The sequence below is a fragment of the Montanilutibacter psychrotolerans genome (assembly GCF_003719825.1).
Lineage (GTDB): Bacteria > Pseudomonadota > Gammaproteobacteria > Xanthomonadales > Xanthomonadaceae > Montanilutibacter > Montanilutibacter psychrotolerans.
Genome location: NZ_RIBS01000001.1, coordinates 767,847 through 788,139 on the forward strand (window position 1 = coordinate 767,847; position 20,293 = coordinate 788,139).

18 protein-coding genes and 1 tRNA gene are annotated in these 20,293 nt (G+C 68.7%); 14 read left to right on the forward strand and 5 right to left on the reverse strand.

The window, feature by feature from the left end:
• The first annotated feature begins 272 nt into the window (after window positions 1–272).
• Window positions 273–1,793: a glucose-6-phosphate isomerase gene (pgi, locus tag EER27_RS03195; RefSeq protein ID WP_123086550.1), complete on the forward strand. Its 1,521-nt coding sequence runs from the start codon at window positions 273–275 to the stop codon at window positions 1,791–1,793.
• A gap of 498 nt (window positions 1,794–2,291) precedes the next feature.
• On the opposite strand, the gene EER27_RS03200 is transcribed toward pgi, so the two are convergent.
• A tRNA-Pro gene (locus tag EER27_RS03200) sits at window positions 2,292–2,368 on the reverse strand.
• 139 nt (window positions 2,369–2,507) lie between these two features.
• Here EER27_RS03200 and hisS point away from each other — a divergent pair.
• On the forward strand, window positions 2,508–3,893 hold the full coding sequence (gene hisS, locus EER27_RS03205) for a histidine--tRNA ligase (protein WP_123086551.1): 1,386 nt from the start codon (window positions 2,508–2,510) through the stop codon (window positions 3,891–3,893).
• 121 nt (window positions 3,894–4,014) lie between these two features.
• Entirely contained in the window at window positions 4,015–5,904 is a 1,890-nt protein-coding gene (locus tag EER27_RS03210) for an HAL/PAL/TAL family ammonia-lyase (protein WP_123086552.1), read from the forward strand.
• Between the two features lie 78 nt (window positions 5,905–5,982).
• On the opposite strand, the gene EER27_RS03215 is transcribed toward EER27_RS03210, so the two are convergent.
• A complete protein-coding gene (locus EER27_RS03215; protein ID WP_123086553.1) occupies window positions 5,983–7,806 on the reverse strand; it encodes a sensor domain-containing diguanylate cyclase in 1,824 nt (607 codons plus the stop codon).
• Window positions 7,807–8,058: 252 nt separating this feature from the next.
• On the opposite strand from EER27_RS03215, the gene EER27_RS03220 reads away from it, so the two are divergent.
• The 11 genes from EER27_RS03220 (at window position 8,059) to EER27_RS03270 (ending at window position 18,130) form a co-directional block, all read left to right on the forward strand.
• Window positions 8,059–8,373, forward strand: coding sequence for a YerC/YecD family TrpR-related protein (locus EER27_RS03220; RefSeq protein WP_123086554.1), 315 nt, complete (start codon window positions 8,059–8,061; stop codon window positions 8,371–8,373).
• Between the two features lie 17 nt (window positions 8,374–8,390).
• Window positions 8,391–9,305 carry an ATP phosphoribosyltransferase gene (hisG, locus tag EER27_RS03225; RefSeq protein WP_123086555.1) on the forward strand — a complete coding sequence of 305 codons (915 nt, stop codon included), beginning with the start codon at window positions 8,391–8,393 and terminating at the stop codon, window positions 9,303–9,305.
• Window positions 9,302–10,603 carry a histidinol dehydrogenase gene (hisD, locus tag EER27_RS03230; RefSeq protein ID WP_123086556.1) on the forward strand — a complete coding sequence of 434 codons (1,302 nt, stop codon included), beginning with the start codon at window positions 9,302–9,304 and terminating at the stop codon, window positions 10,601–10,603. Before hisG ends, hisD begins: the two co-directional genes overlap by 4 nt.
• Window positions 10,604–10,644: 41 nt before the next feature.
• Window positions 10,645–11,727: a histidinol-phosphate transaminase gene (hisC, locus tag EER27_RS03235; RefSeq protein WP_123086685.1), complete on the forward strand. Its 1,083-nt coding sequence runs from the start codon at window positions 10,645–10,647 to the stop codon at window positions 11,725–11,727.
• Window positions 11,724–12,869: a bifunctional histidinol-phosphatase/imidazoleglycerol-phosphate dehydratase HisB gene (gene hisB / locus EER27_RS03240; RefSeq protein ID WP_123086557.1), complete on the forward strand. Its 1,146-nt coding sequence runs from the start codon at window positions 11,724–11,726 to the stop codon at window positions 12,867–12,869. Before hisC ends, hisB begins: the two co-directional genes overlap by 4 nt.
• A gap of 13 nt (window positions 12,870–12,882) precedes the next feature.
• Window positions 12,883–13,482 (forward strand): imidazole glycerol phosphate synthase subunit HisH, encoded by a 600-nt coding sequence (gene hisH, locus EER27_RS03245; RefSeq protein WP_123086558.1) that lies wholly within the window; start codon window positions 12,883–12,885, stop codon window positions 13,480–13,482.
• Window positions 13,479–14,252 carry a 1-(5-phosphoribosyl)-5-[(5-phosphoribosylamino)methylideneamino]imidazole-4-carboxamide isomerase gene (locus EER27_RS03250; RefSeq protein ID WP_123086559.1) on the forward strand — a complete coding sequence of 258 codons (774 nt, stop codon included), beginning with the start codon at window positions 13,479–13,481 and terminating at the stop codon, window positions 14,250–14,252. Before hisH ends, EER27_RS03250 begins: the two co-directional genes overlap by 4 nt.
• A complete protein-coding gene (gene hisF, locus EER27_RS03255; RefSeq protein WP_123086560.1) occupies window positions 14,246–15,043 on the forward strand; it encodes an imidazole glycerol phosphate synthase subunit HisF in 798 nt (265 codons plus the stop codon). The genes EER27_RS03250 and hisF overlap by 7 nt, the downstream gene beginning before the upstream one ends.
• Window positions 15,040–15,669 (forward strand): bifunctional phosphoribosyl-AMP cyclohydrolase/phosphoribosyl-ATP diphosphatase HisIE, encoded by a 630-nt coding sequence (gene hisIE / locus EER27_RS03260; protein WP_123086561.1) that lies wholly within the window; start codon window positions 15,040–15,042, stop codon window positions 15,667–15,669. Before hisF ends, hisIE begins: the two co-directional genes overlap by 4 nt.
• A 210-nt stretch (window positions 15,670–15,879) precedes the next feature.
• Window positions 15,880–17,529, forward strand: coding sequence for a calcineurin-like phosphoesterase C-terminal domain-containing protein (locus EER27_RS03265; protein ID WP_123086562.1), 1,650 nt, complete (start codon window positions 15,880–15,882; stop codon window positions 17,527–17,529).
• A 4-nt stretch (window positions 17,530–17,533) separates the two neighbouring features.
• Window positions 17,534–18,130: a YdeI/OmpD-associated family protein gene (locus EER27_RS03270; RefSeq protein ID WP_123086563.1), complete on the forward strand. Its 597-nt coding sequence runs from the start codon at window positions 17,534–17,536 to the stop codon at window positions 18,128–18,130.
• 68 nt (window positions 18,131–18,198) lie between these two features.
• Here EER27_RS03270 and mtnC read toward each other — a convergent pair whose 3' ends face one another.
• From mtnC to EER27_RS03285, 3 genes are all read right to left on the reverse strand, one after another.
• The gene (gene mtnC, locus EER27_RS03275) at window positions 18,199–18,891 is read right to left on the reverse strand and encodes an acireductone synthase (RefSeq protein ID WP_123086564.1); all 693 of its coding nucleotides are present in this window, start codon (window positions 18,889–18,891) and stop codon (window positions 18,199–18,201) included.
• 178 nt (window positions 18,892–19,069) lie between these two features.
• Window positions 19,070–19,627: a 1,2-dihydroxy-3-keto-5-methylthiopentene dioxygenase gene (locus EER27_RS03280; protein ID WP_123086565.1), complete on the reverse strand. Its 558-nt coding sequence runs from the start codon at window positions 19,625–19,627 to the stop codon at window positions 19,070–19,072.
• Window positions 19,624–20,259, reverse strand: a complete 636-nt coding sequence (locus EER27_RS03285; RefSeq protein WP_123086566.1) for a methylthioribulose 1-phosphate dehydratase — start codon at window positions 20,257–20,259, stop codon at window positions 19,624–19,626. The genes EER27_RS03280 and EER27_RS03285 overlap by 4 nt, the downstream gene beginning before the upstream one ends.
• Between the last annotated feature and the right edge of the window lie 34 nt (window positions 20,260–20,293).

The following is a 20,293-nucleotide window of genomic DNA, read 5'->3' on the forward strand; positions in this document are numbered from 1 at the left end:
TCCCGGCGACATGACGGCGAGACGCTGCCGGCTTCGCCTTGCGTGACATGAACGCGTGGCAGGGGCGATGAGAACATCGGCGTGCCCATCGGTGCCGTGATGTGAAGTGTCGGCGGCGGCCCGGAGTGCCCGCCCAAAGGTGCGGGCCCGGCGCATTCGCGGGGGGTAGTCCGTGTACCGTCCGGCAACGGCCAGGGCGCATACCTGTTGACCGCGGCGCGCCCGGTCGACACCCTTGCTCGCCTGCGGCCAAGGGGTCGACGGAGTCCTGCATGACCAATCCTGCTGCATCGCACGATGCGATGCGTACCCACGCTACGCGCCTGCAGACGACATCCCTGCGATCGCTGGTCGAAGGCGACCCGGCGCGCGCGACGGATTTCGCGTTCCGGATCGGTCCGCTCTACGTCAATTTCGCCCGCCAGGGCTATGACCGCGAGGCGCTGGATCAGCTGTTCTCGCTTGCCGAAGCGAACGATCTGGCGGGGCGCATCCGTGCGCTGTTCGATGGCGAACCCGTCAACACCACCGAACACCGGCCGGCGCTGCACACCGCGTTGCGCAGCGATCTGTCGGACGCGCCCGTGGCCAAGGCGGCCCATGCCCAGGCCATCGATGTGCGAGCGCGCATGCGTGGCTGGGTGCAGGCACTGGCAGCGGGACCGGTGACGGACATCGTCAGTATCGGCATCGGCGGTTCCGACCTGGGTCCCAGGCTCGCGGCAGGTGCTCTGTCCGAGCCCGCCGCAGGCCGTTTCCGCCTGCATTTCCTTTCCAACATCGACGGCAACGCCGTCGAACGCATGCTGGCCGAACTGGATCCGGCCCGAACCGCGGTCCTGCTGGTCTCCAAGAGCTTCGGCACCCGCGAAACCCTGCTCAACGGCGAGATCCTGCGCGACTGGCTAGACGACGCCTCGCGTCTTTACGCCATCACCGCCAACGTCGATCGCGCCCGCGAGGCCTTCGACATCCCGGCCGAACGCGTGCTGCCGATGTGGGACTGGGTGGGCGGGCGTTACTCGTTGTGGTCGGCCGTCGGTTTGCCGGTGGCGCTGGCCATCGGCATGGACGGCTTCGAGGCCATGCTGGCCGGCGCAGCCGAAATGGACGCGCACGTGCTGCGCCAACCGTTGCGCCAGAACGTCGCCGTGTGGCACGCGCTGACGGCGGTGTGGAACCGCAACGCGCTGGGCCTGTCCACGCAGGCGGTGCTGCCTTACGACGACCGCCTCAAGCTGCTGCCCAATTACCTGCAGCAACTGGTGATGGAGAGCCTGGGCAAGTCGGTGCGTGCCGACGGCAGTCCGGTGACCTGCGACACCGTTGCGGCGTGGTGGGGCGGCGTCGGCACCGACAGCCAGCACAGCTTCTTCCAGGCGCTGCACCAGGGCACCCAGGTCGTGCCACTCGATCTGATCGGCATCGCGGACCCGGGCCACGACTACCGCGCCAACCGTGATGAACTGCACGCCAACCTGCTGGCGCAGTCGGAAGCGCTGGCCAACGGCGATTCGCACGATGATCCGCACCGAGTGTACCCCGGCGGTCGGCCAAGCACGTGGCTGCAGCTCGATCGCCTGGAACCGCGGGCGCTGGGCGCGTTGCTGGCCTTGTACGAGCACAGTGTCTATCTGCAGGGCGTGATCTGGGGCATCAACCCGTTCGATCAGTTTGGCGTGGAGCTGGGCAAGCAGCTCGCCAGCCAGTTGCTTCCGGCATTGGCCGGTGACGCCGATGCCTCCGATCCGGTCACGCGCGAGCTGCTGGCCCAGTTGCGCGGCAGGGCGTAACGCGAGGATAGGCACGGGCACGCGAGAACTAGACGCGGGGAGTAGCCGGACCGGAGCATGCCCGACCAGAGCATGCCCGACGGGAGCGGGGCGATTGGCGGGACGGGCCGGCGCGTTCCCGCCACGGCGGCGCCGCTGTTCATCAATGCACCGACGTGACCGCGGGTTTTCCCGCGGCGAGCCCGAGCGGGCTTCAACACCGTCGCGCGCGGATGCCCAGCTTCGAACGGTCTGCGCATCCTGCCGGTACGCCGCGGACGCAACCGGTAGCGCGGGACATGGCCGGGAGCAGGGCGGGCCACTGCAGCCGTCATCGTGGAGGGGCCGGTCGATCCGGCCGGTGACCTTTGCCAATGGCAAGGTGCATGGGCGACACCGGCCGGCCAGACAAGCCTGCGCCACAACGACGATGTGACCGGAATGCACCGCAGATACAAAAAAACCGCCTCGAGGGCGGTTTTTTGTGGCGATCGTCATATCGACATCGCTTGCCAGCATTGGTCGGGGAGACAGGATTCGAACCTGCGACCTCTACGTCCCGAACGTAGCGCTCTACCAGACTGAGCTACACCCCGACAGCTGAGCCGCGCATTCTAAGGATCGATTCGGGGCTAGGCAAGTTTTTTTTCGTTCGGCGTACACACGGCGGCGGATGCGGGGGGCGGCCCTATAAACTGTCGGCCTTTCGACTCAGCGTCACCACTGGAGCCCCGCTTGATCAAGCCGCGTACCCCGCCCGGGGTCATGGAGCTGCTGCCTCCTGACCAGATCGCCTTCCAGCGCATGTTGGACACGATCCGCCGCAACTTCGAGCGGTTCGGCTTTCTGCCGGTGGAGACGCCGGTAATGGAACTGTCCGAGGTGCTGCTGACCAAGTCCGGAGGCGAGACCGAACGCCAGGTGTACTTCGTGCAATCGACCGGCGCGCTGGAAAAGGCCGCGCAGTCAGGTGGCGAAGGCACCCCGGAAATGGCGCTGCGCTTCGACCTGACGGTGCCGCTGGCGCGTTACGTCGCCGAGCACGAACACGACCTCGCGTTCCCGTTCCGCCGCTACCAGATGCAACGTGTCTACCGCGGCGAACGTGCCCAGCGCGGTCGTTTCCGCGAGTTCTACCAATGCGACATCGACGTGATCGGCAAGGACGCACTCAGCGTGCGTTTCGATGCCGAGCTGCCGGCGGTGATCTTCGCGGTGTTCTCCGAACTCAACATCGGCGCGTTCACCATCCAGCTCAACAACCGCAAGCTGATGCGCGGCTTCTTCGAGCAGCAGGGCGTGGCCGAGCCGGAACTTCAGGCGCTGGTGCTGCGCGAGGTCGACAAGCTCGACAAGCGCGGCGCCGACTACGTGCGCGAGACATTGGTGGGCGAGGGCTTCGGCCTGTCCGCCGAGGCGGTGGCCAACATCCTGGCCTTCGTCGAGGTGCGTTCGACATCGCACGACGACGCGCTGGCCAGGCTGGACGCGCTGGGTGACGGCAACGATGCGCTGCGCGACGGAGTGTCCGAACTGCGCGAGGTGCTGGAGCTGATCCGCGCACTGGGCGTGCCCGAGGCGAATTACGCCCTGAACTTCTCGATCGCGCGCGGCCTCGACTACTACACCGGCACCGTGTACGAGACCACGCTCAACGACTACCCGGGTATTGGCTCGATCTGCTCGGGTGGCCGCTACGACGATCTCGCCAGCCACTACAGCAAATCCAGGTTGCCCGGCGTGGGCATTTCGATCGGCTTGACGCGGTTGTTCTGGCAGCTGCGCGAAGCCGGCATCATCGACACCGCGCAAAGCACCGTACAGGTTCTGGTCACGCAGATGGACGCCGCGCACTTGCCGCACTGCCTGGCCATCGCCAGCGAGCTGCGGCACGGCGGCCTCAACACCGAAGTGGTGATGGAGTCGTCCAAGCTGGCCAGGCAGTTCAAGTACGCGGACCGCGCCGGCATCCGGTTCGTGGTCGTGCTGGGCGAGGACGAGCTCGCCAAGGGCACCGTGACGGTGAAGGACCTGCGTCGCGAGGATCAGTTCGAGGTGGCGCGCGGTGAGCTGGCGCGCGCGCTGCGGGTCGAGCTGGAGCAGTCGCGGGCAATGCGGTGACGCAAGCTCGGTACCGTTTCGTCGAACAATCCATGCCCGAACGGGTCTGGCTGGGCACCTCGGTGGCCGGCGAGCACCGGCGGTGCGAATCAATGCAGTCGTGCACTGCGAGGAAACCTGAGTGACCAAGATCCAGCTTGATGGCCTTTCGCTGACGCGCGCGCAACTGGTGGCCGTGGCCTACGGTGCGCAGGTCGAACTGGCCGCCGCGCAGCTGCCCGCGGTCGCACGTGCGGCCGACTTCCTGGCCGAGCAGGTCGCACGCGAAGAGCCGATCTACGGCGTGTCGACGGGATTCGGCAGCAACGCTGATCGTCTGCTTGGCGGTCATCGCCTGCGCGATCAGCTGCCCGGCGCCCAGAAATCGCAGGAGACGCTGCACGAAGAACTGCAGCGCAACCTGGTGGTCACCCATGCGGTCTGCGTCGGCGAGCCGTTTGCCGCCGAGATCGTCCGCGCGATGCTGTGCATCCGCATCAACACGCTGATGCGCGGTCACTCCGGCATCCGCGTGCAGACGCTGCAGGCGCTGGCCGCGATGCTCAACGCCGGCGTCGTGCCGGTGGTGCCGCAGCTGGGCTCGGTGGGCGCGTCGGGCGACCTCGCGCCGCTGTCGCACCTGGCGATCGTGCTGCTCGGCGGTGGCGAAGCCTTCTACGAGGGCGAGCGCATGCCCGGCGCCCAGGCGCTGGCGCGGGCCGGCCTGGCGCCGGTCACGCTGTCCTACAAGGAGGGCCTGGCGCTCAACAACGGCACGGCGCAGATGCTCGCCTGTGGCGTGTTGGCGCTGGCCACGCTGGAGGATCTGCTGGACACCGCCGACCTCGCCGCAGCCATGACCATCGACGCGTTCGCCGGTCGCCTGGGCGCGTTCGCCGAGGCGGTCCACGCGTTGCGCCCGCACCCAGGCCAGGTTGAGGTCGCCGCGCACCTGCGGCGTCTGCTGGAGGACTCGACGCTGTCGGACATCCCCTATCACCTGGTGCCGCGCTTCCGGACCTGGTCGCCGTCGAGCTGGGATACCGCGTCCTCGCAGCAGCTGCGCTTCGACATCGGCTGGGACTGGGTGCCGTTTGCACAGCGCCACGGTCGCGAGAAGTTCTACACCCGCTTCCGCCCGTTCCGCGGCGGCAAGAAGCACCAGCCGCAGGACAGCTACTCGCTGCGCTGCATCCCGCAGGTGCACGGCGCGGTCCGCGATGCGGTGGCGCAGGCCGCACGCGTGCTGGAGATCGAACTCAACTCGCTGACCGACAACCCCATCGTGTTCCCGGACGCGCAGGCCGAGTTCGTCGAGCAGCAGGTGATCTCGGCCGGCCATTTCCACGGCATGCCGCTGGCGCTGGCGATGAGCTACCTGAAGGCCGCGATTCCCGTGCTGGCCAGCATCTCCGAGCGTCGCCTCAACAAGCTCGTCGACCCGGCCACCAACGACGGTCTGCCGGGCTTCCTGATCGGCAACGAGGACTCCACAGAGTCGGGCCACATGATCGTGCAGTACACCGCCGCGGCGATCGTCAACGATCTCGCCAGCCGCGCGCATCCGGCGTCGGTCTATTCGATCCCGACCAGTGCCAATGCCGAAGATCACGTCTCGATGGGCGCGAACGAAGCGCGCCACGTGCTGGCCATGGCCGACGACCTGGGCAAGGTGATCGCGCTGGAGCTCTACACCGCGGCGCAGGCGCTGGACCTGCGTCGGGACATGATCAACGCCGCGCGCGACCTGGCCGACCGCGGCGACGCTGCCGCGCTGGCGGCGAAGGTGCACGGCGGGCCACTCCCGGGCGATGCGGCGTATGCGGATTTCCTTGCCGAAGTGGAAGGCTTGCGCAGCGAGCTGGCCACGGCCGCCGAGTTCCGTCCGGGCAAGGCGGTGGCCGCGGCGCACGCGGTGATCCGCGAGGAAATCGCGTTCCTCGATCGCGACCGCGCGCTCGATGGTGAGGTCGCACTGGCCGTGCGTCTTGTTCGCGACGGCAAGGTGCTGGCGGCCGCGCGCCTGGCCTGAGGTCGTGCAAAGGTGCGACGGGCCGCCTGTGCGCCCGTCGCGCCGTCTACTGCGGCGCCCCCTGACCCGCGATCGGACTCACGCCGCGAGTGCGGAGCAGCGCACGCAATCGCGACCTTCCGCCTTGGCGCGATACAGCGCCTGGTCCGCCAACTGGAATGCCGCATCGATCGGTTCGTCGTGGTCGATGTCGATACGATGAACGCCGATGCTGACCGAGCAGCAGATCTGGTGCTGCTGGTGCTGGAACGGCCGCGCCCGAAGGCTCATCCGCAACGCCTCGGCCACGTCCAGTGCGGACGTCGCGTCCTGGTCGGGCAGGGCGACCACGAACTCTTCGCCACCGAAGCGCGCGATCAGCGCGCCATGCGGCATCAGCACGCGGCGCAGCGTCCGGGCCGCCCAGCGCAGGCACTCGTCGCCCGCCAGGTGGCCGTAATGGTCGTTGACGCGCTTGAAGTGGTCCAGGTCCAGGATCAATAGCGACACCGGTCGGCCGCTGCCGCGGTGGTCGTCGACCATGCGCTGCAGTGCGTCGTGGAAATAGCTGCGGTTGTGCAGGCCGGTCAGCGAGTCGCGCTGGCTGGATTCGCGCAGCCGGTCGTGCGCGTTCTCCAGCTGGTGCAGCGCGCTGAGCAGTTCGCGCGTGCGCATCTGGACCTTATGTTCGAGCTGGTCCTTGGCATCGCGCACGATCTGCTCGTTCTGGTTGCGCAGCACGGCATAGCGATAGCCCAGCGCCACCGACAGCAGCAGCATCTCCAGCGCCGAGCCGATCTGCACGCCGTACTCGGTCACGAACGTCTTGGGAAGCAGCGCGAACGCAATCGCGGTGAACATTGCAGTGCCCAGCAGGAACATCGACCAGGCCAGCAGGAAAAGTTTGGCCGGCTGGTAACCCCGACGGATCGCCACCGCAATCTCGACCGCGATCCACACAATGTTTGCCAGCACCGCCGCGGAGGCCAGTGGCGTGGAGACGTTGTACGGCAGCTGGGTGGCCGCGACGCCGAGCAGTACGAAAAATCCGATCAGCGCCAGGCCGATCCGGTCGCCGACGGGCCAGCGTTCGCGCAGGCCGAGGAACGTGCGCGAGAACTGCTGCATGCCGATCTGCGCCAGGCAGATCGACATCGGCACCGACTTGTCGGCCAGCCAGGGCGAACGTGGCCACAGGTACTCGAAGGCGAGGCCGTTGAGGGTGAACAGCACCAGCCCGAACGCGCCGATGTGCAGCAGGTACCAGAAGTAGCTGGAATCGCGGACGCTGATCCACATCACCAGGTTGTAGACGAACAGCGCCAGCAGGATGCCGTAGTACAGGCCGATGCCGAACTGCGCGTCGCGTTCGGCCTCGATGAAGGCGCTGGGCGTGTACAGCGATAGCGGCACCTGCATCGAGCTCTGGCTGCGGATGCGGACCAGCAGTTCGACCGGCTCGCCCGGCGGCAGGTTGAGCCAGAAGTTCGGGTGGCGGTAGGGAAGGCTGCGCGCGGAGAAAGGCAGCGCGTCGCCGCCGACCTGGTGCAGCACGCGACCGTCCCCGTGGCGCAGATAGACGTCGATGTGGTCGCTCAGGGCGTACTGCTGCACCAGCAGCCAGCGGGTTTCCCGTGGGTTGCGATTGATCAGGCGCGCATGAAACCAGTAGGCACCGGGCTGAAAGCCAAACGCGGCGTTGCCGTTGGGCAGGGGGTGGAACTCGCCCTGCAGCGCGCGCATGCGGGCGCTGCCCGGGTCGTCGCTGGCGTCGAAGTCGTGGCGGTAGCTGACATGGCGGGCGAGGTCGTAGTGCCCGGCATCGCCCAGGTCGAGTGGGGCTTGGGCGTTGCTGCTGCCGGCCGCCAACAGCAGGCATAGGGTCGCCAGGATCGGCCAAAGCAGCTTGCAACAAGCGTGCATGCGGTTCTCCTGCCGCGGCCCGAGCGTGTTGGTGATTGCGCCCTTCCCGAGGACGCGAGGGCAGTGTAACCCCGTGCGGGATCGTCCGGCCGACGGCCCCCGGGCGGTTTGACACGCCTCGCAGCGCCCTGTTAGTGTATTAACGCGTTAATACATTGATACGAGCAGAAGCGGGCCGGAAGTCGGCCCGGCGCTCGCCCGAAGAGCCCCCGAAATGCCCCACAGATGCGCCGAAGTCCGGCCGGAGCCAGCATGAAACGTCGACCCAACGATGCCGACGAAACCGAGGATGCAATCAGTGCCTTGGCCGAGGCCTTTCTGGGCCTGCGCAGTTCCGCGCAGGTCCGTGCCTTCCTCGAGGACCTGTGCACGCCGGCCGAGCTGGAGGCACTCAGCGATCGCTGGCGCGTGGTGCCGTTGCTTGTCGAAGCAGTGCCGTATCGCGAGATCCACGACCGCACCCAGGTCAGCGTGACCACGATCGGGCGTGTCGCCCGCAGTCTCGAACGCGGTGCCGGCGGCTACGCCGTCGCCCTGCAGCGGCGCTCGCTGCGCAATCGCCAATAGCCTCCCAGGAATCCCCGATGAACCCTGCAACTCCCACGGTGGCGCGAGATCGCCTGCGCATCGCCATCCAGAAGTCCGGCCGCCTCGCCGAGCCGGCACGTGCATTGCTCGCGTCGTGCGGATTGAGCTGGCGGGAAAGCCGCGACCGGTTGTTCTGCTACGGCGAGACCCTGCCGGTCGACCTGCTGCTGGTCCGCGATGACGACATCCCGGGCCTGATCGCCGATGGCGTCTGCGACCTTGGCGTGGTCGGTCGCAACGTGCTGCTCGAACAGGATGCGGGACGGCGAGGCGACGGCCGTGCAAGTGCATTCCGCGAGTGGCGCGCGTTGGGCTTCGGAAGCTGCCGGCTGGCGCTGGCGGTACCCGAAGGCTGGGAGTGGCAGGGGGCCGCCCAGCTGGCCGGCAAGCGCATCGCCACCAGCTACCCGGCGTTGCTGTCGCAGTGGCTGGTCGCGCAGGGTGTCGCCGCGGATGTGGTGCTGCTGTCCGGTTCGGTCGAGATCGCACCGCGCCTGGGCCAGGCAGAAGCGATCTGCGACCTGGTATCGAGCGGCGCCACGCTCGCGGCCAACCAGCTCAAGCCGGTGCAGACGGTGATCGAAAGCGAAGCGGTGCTGGCCGGGCCGATCGGCGGGTTCGACGACGTGCGCGGTGAGCTGGCCGACCTGTTGCTGCGCCGTCTCGACGGCGCGCTGCGCATCCGGCACAGCAAGTTGCTGATGTTCCAGGCGCGGCGCGAGTCGATGGCCGGCCTGCTGCCGCTGCTGGCCGACGCCGAGGCACCCACGGTGACGCGCATCGACGGCAGCGACGACCTGGCGCTGCAGGCGCTGTGCCACGGCACGGTGGGCTGGCAACGTCTGGAAGAACTCAAGCGCGCGGGTGCGCGTGGCCTGCTGGTGTTGCCGGTCGAGGGCATGCTGGCATGAGGCGCACCGACTGGAACGCCGCCGATGCGGCGACGCGCGCGGCGTTGCTGCGACGCCCGGTGCAGGTCACCGCGGCAATCACCACCACCACCGTTGCGGCGATCATCGACGAAGTGCGCGCACTCGGCGATGCGGCCCTGCGCGCCTATGGCGAGCGCTTCGATGGCGTCGTGCTCGACGACTGGCGCGTTGGCGAGGCGGAGTTCGCCGCGGCGGAGACCGCGCTGGACGCCGAGCTGCGCAACGCGATCGACGAGGCCGCCGCCCGCATCGAGTCCTTCCACCGTGCCGGCATGACGAGTGCCTACGCGCTGGACACCGCACCGGGCGTTCGCTGCGAGCGCGTGCTGCGGCCGATCCGCCGCGTGGGGCTGTACGTGCCGGCAGGCTCGGCGCCGTTGCCGTCGACCGCGCTGATGCTGACGATACCCGCGACGCTGGCCGAATGCCCCGAGATCGTGCTGTGCACGCCACCACGACGCGACGGCAGTGCCGATCCGGCCGTGCTGTACGCGGCCCGGCGCAGTGGCGTATCGCGCGTGCTCAAGATCGGCGGCGCCCAGGCCATCGCCGCAATGGCGTTCGGCACCGCGTCAGTGCCTCGGTGCGACAAGCTGTTCGGTCCTGGCAACGGCTTCGTCACCGAAGCCAAGCGCCAGGTCGCGATGCTCGAAGGAGGCGCGGCGATCGACATGCCGGCCGGACCGTCGGAGGTGCTGGTGATCGCCGATGCCGGCGCCAATGCCGCCTTCGTCGCCGCCGACCTGCTGTCCCAGGCCGAGCACGGCCCCGACTCGCAGGTCCTGCTGATCAGCGACAGCGATGCGCTGCTGGACGCCGTCGCCGCACAGGTGGATCTGCAACTGGCCGTGCTGCCGCGTGCCGACATCGCGCGTCGCGCGTTGCAGTCGTCACGCCTGCTGCGCGTGGACTCCCTGGCGCAGGCATTCGAGATCAGCAACGACTATGCCCCCGAGCACCTGATCCTGGCACTGCGCGATGCGCGCGCGTGGTTGCCGCGGGTGCAGGCGGCCGGTTCGGTGTTCCTGGGCGACCTGTCCGCAGAGGCGCTGGGCGACTACTGCAGTGGCACCAACCACGTGCTGCCCACCAGCGGCGCGGCGCGATTCACCGGCGGGCTCAACGTCGCCAGCTTTCAACTCGCCATCACCGTGCAGGAAGTCAGCGCGCAGGGCATCGCCGCGATCGGTCCGTGCGCGGTTGCGCTTGCCGGCGCCGAAGGCCTGGATGCGCACCGCAATGCGGTGGCGCTGCGCCTGCGGGAGTGCGTGGCATGAGCGCCCCTGCACAGGACGATCGCGTTCAGGACGAGCCGGCGATGCCTGCCGGTAGCGACCCGCTGGCGCTGGTGCGCGACGACCTGCGCGACTTCGCCGGGTACCGGTCCGCGCGCACCGAGCGGAACGAAGGCAGCGTCTGGCTCAATGCCAACGAATCGGCCTGGGCGAATCCGGCCGACGCGGCATCGACATTGCGTCGCTACCCGCAGCCGCAACCCCCCGACCTTCGCGCGGCATTGGCGGCACTGTACGGCTGCCAGCCGGCCCAGTTGCTTGCCGGGCGCGGCAGTGACGAATGCATCGACCTGCTGTTGCGTGCGGTGTGCAGGCCGGGCCTGGATGCCGTGGTCACCACACCGCCGACCTTCGGCATGTACGCGGTCTGCGCGCGGCTGCACGGGTGCCGCCTGCTGGAGGTGCCATTGCTCGACCGCGGCGGGCGGATGGACGTCGACTTCGCGGTCGTGGCCGATACCGCCGAACGCAGCGGCGCGAAGCTGGTGATGCTGTGCTCGCCCGGCAATCCGTCCGGTACCGCGCTGCCGGTGCAACAGATCGAAGCGTTGGCGTGGCGGTTGGACGGTCGCGCGCTGGTCGTGGTCGACGAGGCCTACGGTGAGTACTCGGACGAGCCATCGTCGGTCGCGTTGCTGGAGCGGCTTCGCAACGTGGTGGTTTTGCGCACGCTGTCCAAGGCGCACGCGTTGGCCGCGGCGCGCATCGGCAGCGTCATCGCCGATCCGGCACTGATCACCGTCCTGCAGCGTTGCCAGGCGCCGTATCCGCTGCCCCAGCCCTGCGTCGATGTGGCGCTGTCTGCGCTGTCGGCACCGGCGCAGGCGCAGACCGGGGATCGCGTGGTGCAGGCAACGCGCGAGCGCGAGTGCCTGCAGGACGCGCTTGCCGGGCTGTCGTGCGTCCGCGCGGTGTATGCCTCCCAGGCCAACTTCGTGCTGGTGCGATTTGCCGACGCGCAACGCGCGCTCGAGGCGCTGCTGGCCGCTGGGATCGTGGTGCGCGACATGCGCGCGCAACCTCGGCTGGGCGATGCGTTGCGCATCAGCCTGGGCACCCCCGAGCAGAACAGCGCCGTGCTGGACACGCTGGCAGGTCTGGCATGAGCACGACGCCGATCCTGTTCGTCGATCGCGATGGCACCTTGATCGAGGAGCCAGAAGACTTCCAGATCGACCGTTACGAGAAGCTGCGTTTCGTTCCCGGCGTGATCCCGGCCATGCTTCGGCTGCGCGATGCGGGCTGGCAGTTCGTGATGGTCACCAACCAGGACGGACTGGGCACGCCGGCTTACCCGCAGGCCGATTTCGACGGCCCGCACGCGTTGATGATGCAGGTGTTCGAGAGCCAGGGCATCGTGTTTCGCGAGGTGCTGATCGATACCAGCTTCCCGGCCGACAACGCGCCCACGCGAAAGCCCGCCATCGGCCTGGCACTGCACCTGCTGCGCGAGCGCGGCATCGACTGGACCCGCTCCGCGATGGTGGGCGACCGCGAGACCGACAACGGCTTCGCGCGAAATCTTGGTGTGCGCGCGTTCCAGTTGCGGACGGCGCAGTTCGGCGGCGAATGGGATTGGCCGTCGATCGCGCACGCGCTGGTGGATGCGCCGCGCGTGGCGACCGTGCAACGCGACACCCGCGAAACGCGCGTGCGCGTCGTCGTCGATCTGGACGAACGCGCGGAGCCGTGGATCTCGACCGGGCTGGGCTTTCTCGACCACATGCTCGAACAGCTCGGCAAGCACGGCGGTTTCGCATTGCAGCTGGAATGCGAGGGCGATCTCCAGATCGACGAACACCACACCGTCGAGGACAGTGCGCTCGCGTTGGGGCAGGCATTGCGCGAGGCGTTGGGCGACAAGCGGGGGATCGGTCGCTACGGCTTCGACGACGCCCAGGTCCTCACCCAGGAGGCCGATGCGACGCTACCACCGGTGGTGGCGGCGTCGTTCACGCTGCCGATGGACGAGGCGCTTGCGTGCGCCGCGCTGGATTTCTCCGGGCGGCCGTACTTCGTGTTCGACGGCCGGTTCCGGCGCGAGTGCGTCGGCGATCTGCCGACCGAGCTGGTGCCGCACTTCTTCCGTTCGCTGTGCGAAGGCGCCGGACTCAACCTCAACCTGCGCGTCAGCGGCGACAACGACCACCACCAGGTCGAGGCCTGTTTCAAGGCCGTCGCGCGCGCGCTGCGCCAGGCGGTGCGCCGCGAGGGTCGTGAGCTGCCCAGCACCAAGGGCGTGCTGTGATGGAGTGCAGGCGATGAACGTGGTGCTGGTGGACTCCGGCGGTGCCAACATCGGTTCGGTGCGGCATGCGTTCGCGAGGTTGGGCGTGGATTCGGTGCTGTCGGCGGATGCCGAGGCGATCGCCCGCGCCGACCGCGTGATCCTGCCGGGTGTTGGTGCCGCCGCGCCGGCAATGGCGCGACTGCGCGCGTTGGGCCTGATCGAGGTGATTCGCGGGCTGCGCCAGCCTCTGCTTGGCATCTGCCTGGGCATGCAGTTGTTGTTCGAGTCGTCCGAAGAAGGCGAGGGCGACTGCCTGGGCCTGTTGCCTGGACGCGTTCGAAAGTTGGAAGCCGAGGTGGGCGTGCGTGTTCCGCACATGGGCTGGAACGGGTTGCTGCCGCGCGCCGCGCACCCGCTGCTGACGGGAATCGACGCCGGCGCGCAGGCGTACTTCGTGCACAGCTATGCCGCGCCGATGGGCGAGCACGTGCTTGCCGCGTGTTCGCACGGCAGCGAGTTCGCCGCCGTGGTCGGTCGGGGCAACCGCTTCGGTGCGCAGTTCCATCCCGAGCGCTCGGCCGATGTCGGTAGCCGTCTGCTCGCCAATTTCCTGTCCGGATCGTTCTCATGAGTTACACGCTGTATCCCGCAATCGATGTGCGCGACGGCCGCGTGGTGCGACTGCGCCAGGGCGACTACGCGCAGGAAACCCGTTACGCCGATGAGCCGCTGGCGGTTGCCTCGCGCTACGCGCGCGACGGTGCGGACTGGCTGCACCTGGTCGACCTGGACGCGGCGCGCGGCGGTGGCTACGCGCTCGGGCCGCTGCTTGCGGCGATCCGCGAACAGACCGGCTTGCGCGTGCAGACCGGCGGCGGCGTGCGTGGGGAGGGCGATGTCGAGGCGATCCTGGCCGCGGGCGCGGAGCGCGTCGTGGTCGGCTCGCTCGCCGTGCGCGAACCGCGCCGCGTGGTCGACTGGATACGTGACTACGGTGCCGACTGCATCACCGTCGCACTCGACGCACGCCAGCACGCCGATGGTCGCTGGTTGCTGCCGACGGCCGGCTGGACACAGGACAGCGGAGCCGAGTTGAACGCCTTGCTGGCGCAGTACGCCGATGCGGGCCTGTGTCACCTGCTGTGCACCGACATCGCGCGCGACGGCATGCTGTCCGGGCCGAACTTGGACCTGTACCGCCGCATTGTCGCGTTGGCGCCGGGGCTGCGCGTGCAGGCGTCCGGCGGCGTGCGCGACCTGGCCGACATCGCCGCCTCGCGCGATGCCGGATGCGAAGGCGCGGTGCTGGGCAAGGCGCTGCTGGACGGACGCTTCGGGCTGGCGGAAGCCGTCGCTGCAACCCGTGCTGCGCGCGACGACGAAAGGACGCGACCATGCTGAGCCGTCGAATCGTTCCGTGCCTGGACGTGCGCGACGGCAAGGTCGTCAAGGGCGTGCGCTTCCGCGACCACGAGATCGTGGGCGATATCGTCGAACTGGCCCTGCGATACCGCAACGAAGGGGCCGACGAACTGGTGTTCTACGACATCACCGCCAGTCCGGAAGGTCGCCGCGCTGACGCCGGCTGGGTGGATCGGATCGCCCGCGTCATCGACATCCCGTTCTGCGTCGCCGGCGGCATCGCCAGTGTCGAGGACGCACGAGCGTTGTTGTACGCCGGCGCGGACAAGGTCTCGGTCAACACACCGGCGCTGATGCGGCCGGCGCTGGTGTCCGAGCTCGCCGCCGAGTTCGGCGTGCAGTGCGTGGTGGTCGGCATCGACAGCCTGCGCGACCCGGACGGCCACTGGCGCGTGCGCCAGTTCACGGGTGATCCCTCGCGCACGCAGGCACTCGCGTGGCGCACGCTGGACTGGGTGATTGAGGCGCAACGGCTCGGCGCCGGCGAGATCGTACTGAACTGCATGGGCAGCGACGGGGTTCGCGACGGCTACGATCTCGAGCAACTGCGCGCGGTGCGTGCCGTGTGCGAGGTGCCGCTGATCGCGTCCGGTGGTGCAGGCGACGCCGGCCATTTCGTCGACGTGTTCCGCGATGCCGATGTCGACGGAGCGCTGGCCGCCAGCGTTTTTCATTCCGGCGCGCTGTCGATCGCAGCGCTGAAACACGAGCTGCAGACGGCGGGCATCGCCGTTCGCGCCGTCGGCAACCCGGCAGGGACCACACCATGACACCGGAACAGATCGACACCCTTGCCTGGGACAAACAGGCCGGGCTGCTGCCCGCGATCGTGCAGGACGCGGACAACCGTCGCGTGCTGATGCTGGGCTACATGGATCGCGAGGCGTTGGCGGTGACGCTGGCGACCGGCCGGGTGAGTTTCCACAGCCGCAGCCGGCAGCGGCTGTGGACGAAGGGCGAAACCTCCGGCGACTGGCTGCAATTGGTGTCGCTGGAGGCCGACTGCGACAACGACACGCTGCTGGTGCAAGCACTCCCGGCCGGCCCGACCTGCCACCTCGGGCGGGTGAGCTGTTTTGCCGATGCGCCGGCGGACTTTCTTGCGCAGCTCGACGCCCTGGTGGCGCAGCGTGAACGCGAACGGCCGAATGGCAGCTACACCACGCGCCTGTTCGACGGTGGCGTGCGTGGCGTCGCCCAGAAGGTGGGCGAAGAGGGCGTGGAGGTGGCGCTGGCGGCGGTGGCGCAGGACGACGCGGCACTGTGCGGCGAGGCAGCCGACCTGGTGTTCCACCTGCTGGTACTGCTGCGCGCGCGCGGGCTGGCGCTGTCGGACGCGGTGGCCGTGCTGCGCGATCGGCACGCGATCGATCGGGCGAGTGGCGTCGCGCGATGAGCGAGACGTGTTGCGCAGCCGGTTTTGAACGCAGTGCCCTGGACCCTTCGCCTTGATCGGCGACAAGACGGTCCAATCGGCGAAGCGATCGGTCGGGCGCAACGACGATGGTCTGCGCGGTCGCGCGCATTTCCGTGGACCGACGTCGCCGGGGTGAGAATCGGCCGCTGGCTTGAAGTAGTCTTTGCCGTCGCCACAGCCGCACGCACCATGAGCCCTGCACGCCTTTCGTCGTTGCCCGTCCTCGGGCTGGTTTTCGCGCTTGCCTGTGCGACCCCGGCCCATGCCGGCGAGATCGCTGGCGATTCCACCTGCGACGCCGGTGTCGTGTACGAGGACCGCGATGCCGACGGCCGCCGCGACGACGGCGAACCCGGCATCGCCGGCGTGCGTCTGTCCGATGGCGTGCGGCTGGTCACCACCGACAGCGCGGGTCGCTACACGCTGGCGCCGCGCGATGGCGCCAGCCAGTTCCTCATCAAGCCGGTCGGCTACGCGCTGCCAATGCGCGACGACGGGCTGCCGGACTTCTGGCAGAACCAGCAGCTGAGCCCCGGGCCGCAACTCCGATACGGCGGCATGGCGCAGACGGGCGCCACCTGCCGCGACTACGCCCTGGTCCGCCAGCACGACGTGGGCGGCAATGGCACGCTCGATGTGCTGGTGTTCGCCGATCCGCAGGTCAAGTCGCTGGTCGACGTCGACTACTACCGGCGCGACATCGTGGAACCGCTGCTTGCAGGTGGGGAGGGCGGGGCGCCGGCGCAGCTGGGACTGAGCCTGGGCGACATCGTCAACGACGATCTGGCGCTGTATCCCGCGCTCAATGCCGTCACCGCGCGCCTGCGGGTGCCGTGGCTGCATGCGGCCGGCAACCACGACCTCGACTTCGACGCGACCCGCGATGAAGACTCGCTGCTCACGTTTCGCCACCACTTCGGTCCGGACACGTTTGCGTGGGAAGAACCGCAAGCCAGCTTCGTCGTTCTGGACGACGTGATCTATCGGCCGGATGCCGACCCGAAGGTGATTGGCGGCCTGCGCGAGGACCAGTTCGCCTTCCTCGAGCGCTACCTGCCCACCGTGCCGAAGAACCGCCTGCTGGTGCTGGCCGTGCACATTCCGTTCTTCGACTCCGCCGTGGGCCGCGAGACGTTTCGCCGGGCCGATCGCGAGCGGCTGTTCGGCCTGCTGGCGGGCTTCCCGCACGTGCTGCTGCTGAGCGGGCACGCGCACACCCAGCAACACGTGTTCCATGGCCCGTCGAGCGGTTGGCACGGCGCGCAGCCCCTGCACGAGTACAACGTCGGCGCGTCCTGCGGTGCGTTCTGGTCCGGAGCGAAGGACGCGCAGGGCATACCCGCGGCCACCATGGCCGACGGCACGCCCAACGGCCACGCGCGCCTGCAGGTTGGCGCCGCTGGCGACTACGCGCTGCGCTGGAGTCCCGCGCGCGTCGATGCCGGTGATACGGCCGCGACGCCGGCGATGTCGCTGCATGCTCCTCGCGTCCTTCGCCGTGGCGCGTACCCGGCCTGGGCGGTGTACGCCAACGTGTACATGGGCATGCACGACAGCCGCGTCGAGTACCGCATCGACGGCGGTCAGTGGCGGGCGATGAAGCGTGTCGAACAGCCGGATCCGAATCTGCTTGCCGAGAATCGGCGCGATGACGAGGCCATCGCGCTGCGCGGCTACGACCGCTCGCCGGAAGCGTCGCCGTCGAAGCACCTGTGGCGCGGCACGCTGCCGACCGACCTGGGCGCCGGCATGCATCGCATCGACGTGCGCGCGTTCGATCGCTGGCAGGGCGAACAGCACGCCAGCACCGAATACCGTCTCGACGAGGCGAAGGAGTAGCGCCATGGCGACGGAATTGCCCGACAACCTGCCGATCAAGTTGTTCCGCGATGCCAGCGCGTTCGAGACGTGGCTGTGCGCGCACGTCGATGGCAAGGGCGTGTGGCTGCAGATCGCCAAGAAGGGCGCGGGGCTGGAGTCAGTGAGCTACGTCGAGGCGCTGGACGTGGCGTTGTGCCACGGCTGGATCGACGGCCAGAAACGCGGCCTGGACGCGCAGTATTTCCTGCAGCGCTTCACGCCGCGCCGCGCGCGCAGCCTGTGGTCCCAGATCAACATCGGCAAGATCGAGCGCCTGATCGCCCAAGGCCGCATGGGCGAGGGTGGGTTGCGCGAGGTCGAGGCGGCCAAGGCCGATGGTCGCTGGCAGGCGGCGTATGCGAGTTCGACGACGATGGACGTGCCGCCTGAGCTGGCCGAGGCACTGGCGGCCAACCCCGAAGCCGCCGCGTTTTTCGAGCAGCTGGACAAGACGAATCGGTACGCGTTCTGCTGGCGCGTGCACACGGCGAAGAAGCCCGAAACCCGGCTCGCGCGTGCGCGCAAGTTCGTGGAGATGATGGCGAGCGGCGACAGCATCCACCCACGCACCAAGGTCTGATATCGCGGCCGCTCTGGCCCGGCCGCCGTGACGCCGACCACCCGCCGGCGCCCGCACGATGTTGCTTGTCAGGCGTCGACCTGGGCGAACGACTCGGCCCGGGTATGGCCGTGCGTGGCTTCGCCCAGGCGCGGCTGCGGGTAGTCCTCGAGGCGGTCGACCAACACCGTCGCCAGGCCCGCCTCGCGTGCGGCGTCGAGTTCTTCCACGACGTCCGACAGGAACAGGATGTCACCGGCCGGCTGGCCGATCGCCTCGGCGATGCGGCGGTAGCTGTCGGCCTCGCGCTTGCCGCCCATCTCGGTGTCGAACCAGCCCGAGAACAGGCCGGTGAGGTCGCCAGCATCGCTGTGGCCGAAGAACAGTCGCTGCGCCGGCACGCTGCCCGAGGAGTACACGTACAGCGGCAGCCCGGCGGCGTGCCAGGCGCGCAACGCCGGCGCCGCGTCGGGATAGATGTGCGCGCTGAAATCGGCGTTGCGGTAGCCGTCGGCCCAGAGCATGCCCTGCAAGGCCTTGAGCGCCGTGTGCTTGCGGTCTTCGTCGATCCAGCCCTGCAGGACTTCGATGACCATCGCGTCGTCGCACATGCCGCCGTTGTCGGTGGCCACCGCGTCCAGCCACTTGCGCACGGCGGGCTCGTGGCCGCGCGCCTTGACGAAGCCAGGCAACGCGCGGCGCGCATACGGGAACAGCACGTCCTTGACGAACGAGATGCTGCTGGTGGTGCCTTCGATGTCGGTGAGGATGATGCGGGCCATGGACGTGCCTGATTGGGTCGCGGACTTCGTCTCGCCGGCGATGTGCGGCGAGGCGGGTGTTGCCCGGGTGCCCGGTGGTGCCGGCAGCGACTGCCTGGTGCCAGCGGCGGGAACGCGGGGCGGGGTGTTTGCGAAAGGGTGCGGGCAGTACCGGCCCTGCGCAGGCAGGGCCGGTGGGTCAGCCCGCTTGTCCCGGCTCGTAGCGCGGGAAACGCTGGGCAAGGTCGGTACCGGTGAAGTAGCCGACCCAGCCATCGGGCTCGGTGAAGAAGCGGATCGCCACGAAGCTGGGCTCCGGCCCCATGTCGAACCAGTGCCGGGTGCCATCGGGCACGGACACCAGGTCGCCTTGTTCGCACAGGATCTCGTACACGCCGTCGTCGACGTGCAGGGTGAACAGGCCGGAGCCGGCGACGAAGAAGCGCACCTCGTCTTCCTTGTGGAAGTGCTCGTCGAGGAACTTGGCACGCATCGCGTCGCGCTGCGGATTGTCCGGCGCGATGCTGACCACGTCGACGCTCTTGAAGCCGCGCGTCTGGACGAGGCGATCGATGTCATTGCGGTACGCGGCCATGATGGCCTCTGACGCATCGCCCGGCGCCACCGGCGCGTTGGCCTGCCACTGTTCGAACCCGACGCCGATCTTGGCCAGCTCGCTGGCCATGTCGGCATGGTCGCTGGTCGCCAGCAGCGGCCGGGTGGTGTTGTCGACGTTGAAGATCCGCAGGCGGCTCATCGCAGCTTCCTCAGTTCCAGCTCGCACGACAGCAGGAAGTCGAACGCCTCCAGGTGCCGGCGCGCTTCGGCGACGTCGCGGCCCCAGGCATACAGGCCGTGGCCGTCGATCAGGTAGCCCCACAGCGGGCCCTTGTCGAGCAATGCATCGACCTGCGCGGCCAGCGTGTGCATGTCCTGGCTGTTGGGCAGCACGGGGATGTCCAGCTCGGTTTCGTGGGTGTGGGTGCCCGGAAACGCCTTGAGCAGTTCGTAGCCTTCCAGGTGCAGGTGGCCGTTGCCGGCGTACAGCCGCGAGGCCACGGTCTGGTTCTGCGAGTGCGTGTGCAGCACGCAGCCGATGCCGGGATCGCGCTTGTAGAGCTGGGTGTGCAGCAGCGTTTCGGCCGAGGACCGGGCGGTGGTGGCCACCGGCTGGCCCTCGAGGTCCACGACCATGATGTCGGCCTCGGTCAGCCGGCCCTTGTCGCGTCCGGAGACGGTGATGGCGACATGGTGCTCGTCGATGCGGGTGGAGAAATTGCTGCTGGTCGCCGGTGTCCAGCCGCGTGCGGCCAGCTCACGGGTGCAGACGATGATCTCGCCGGCGCAATGCGCCAGGCGGTTGGGGTCGTAGGGCAGGGGCGCGTTCATGCAGGAAGTGTAGCAATCCGGCCCGTTGGTGCAG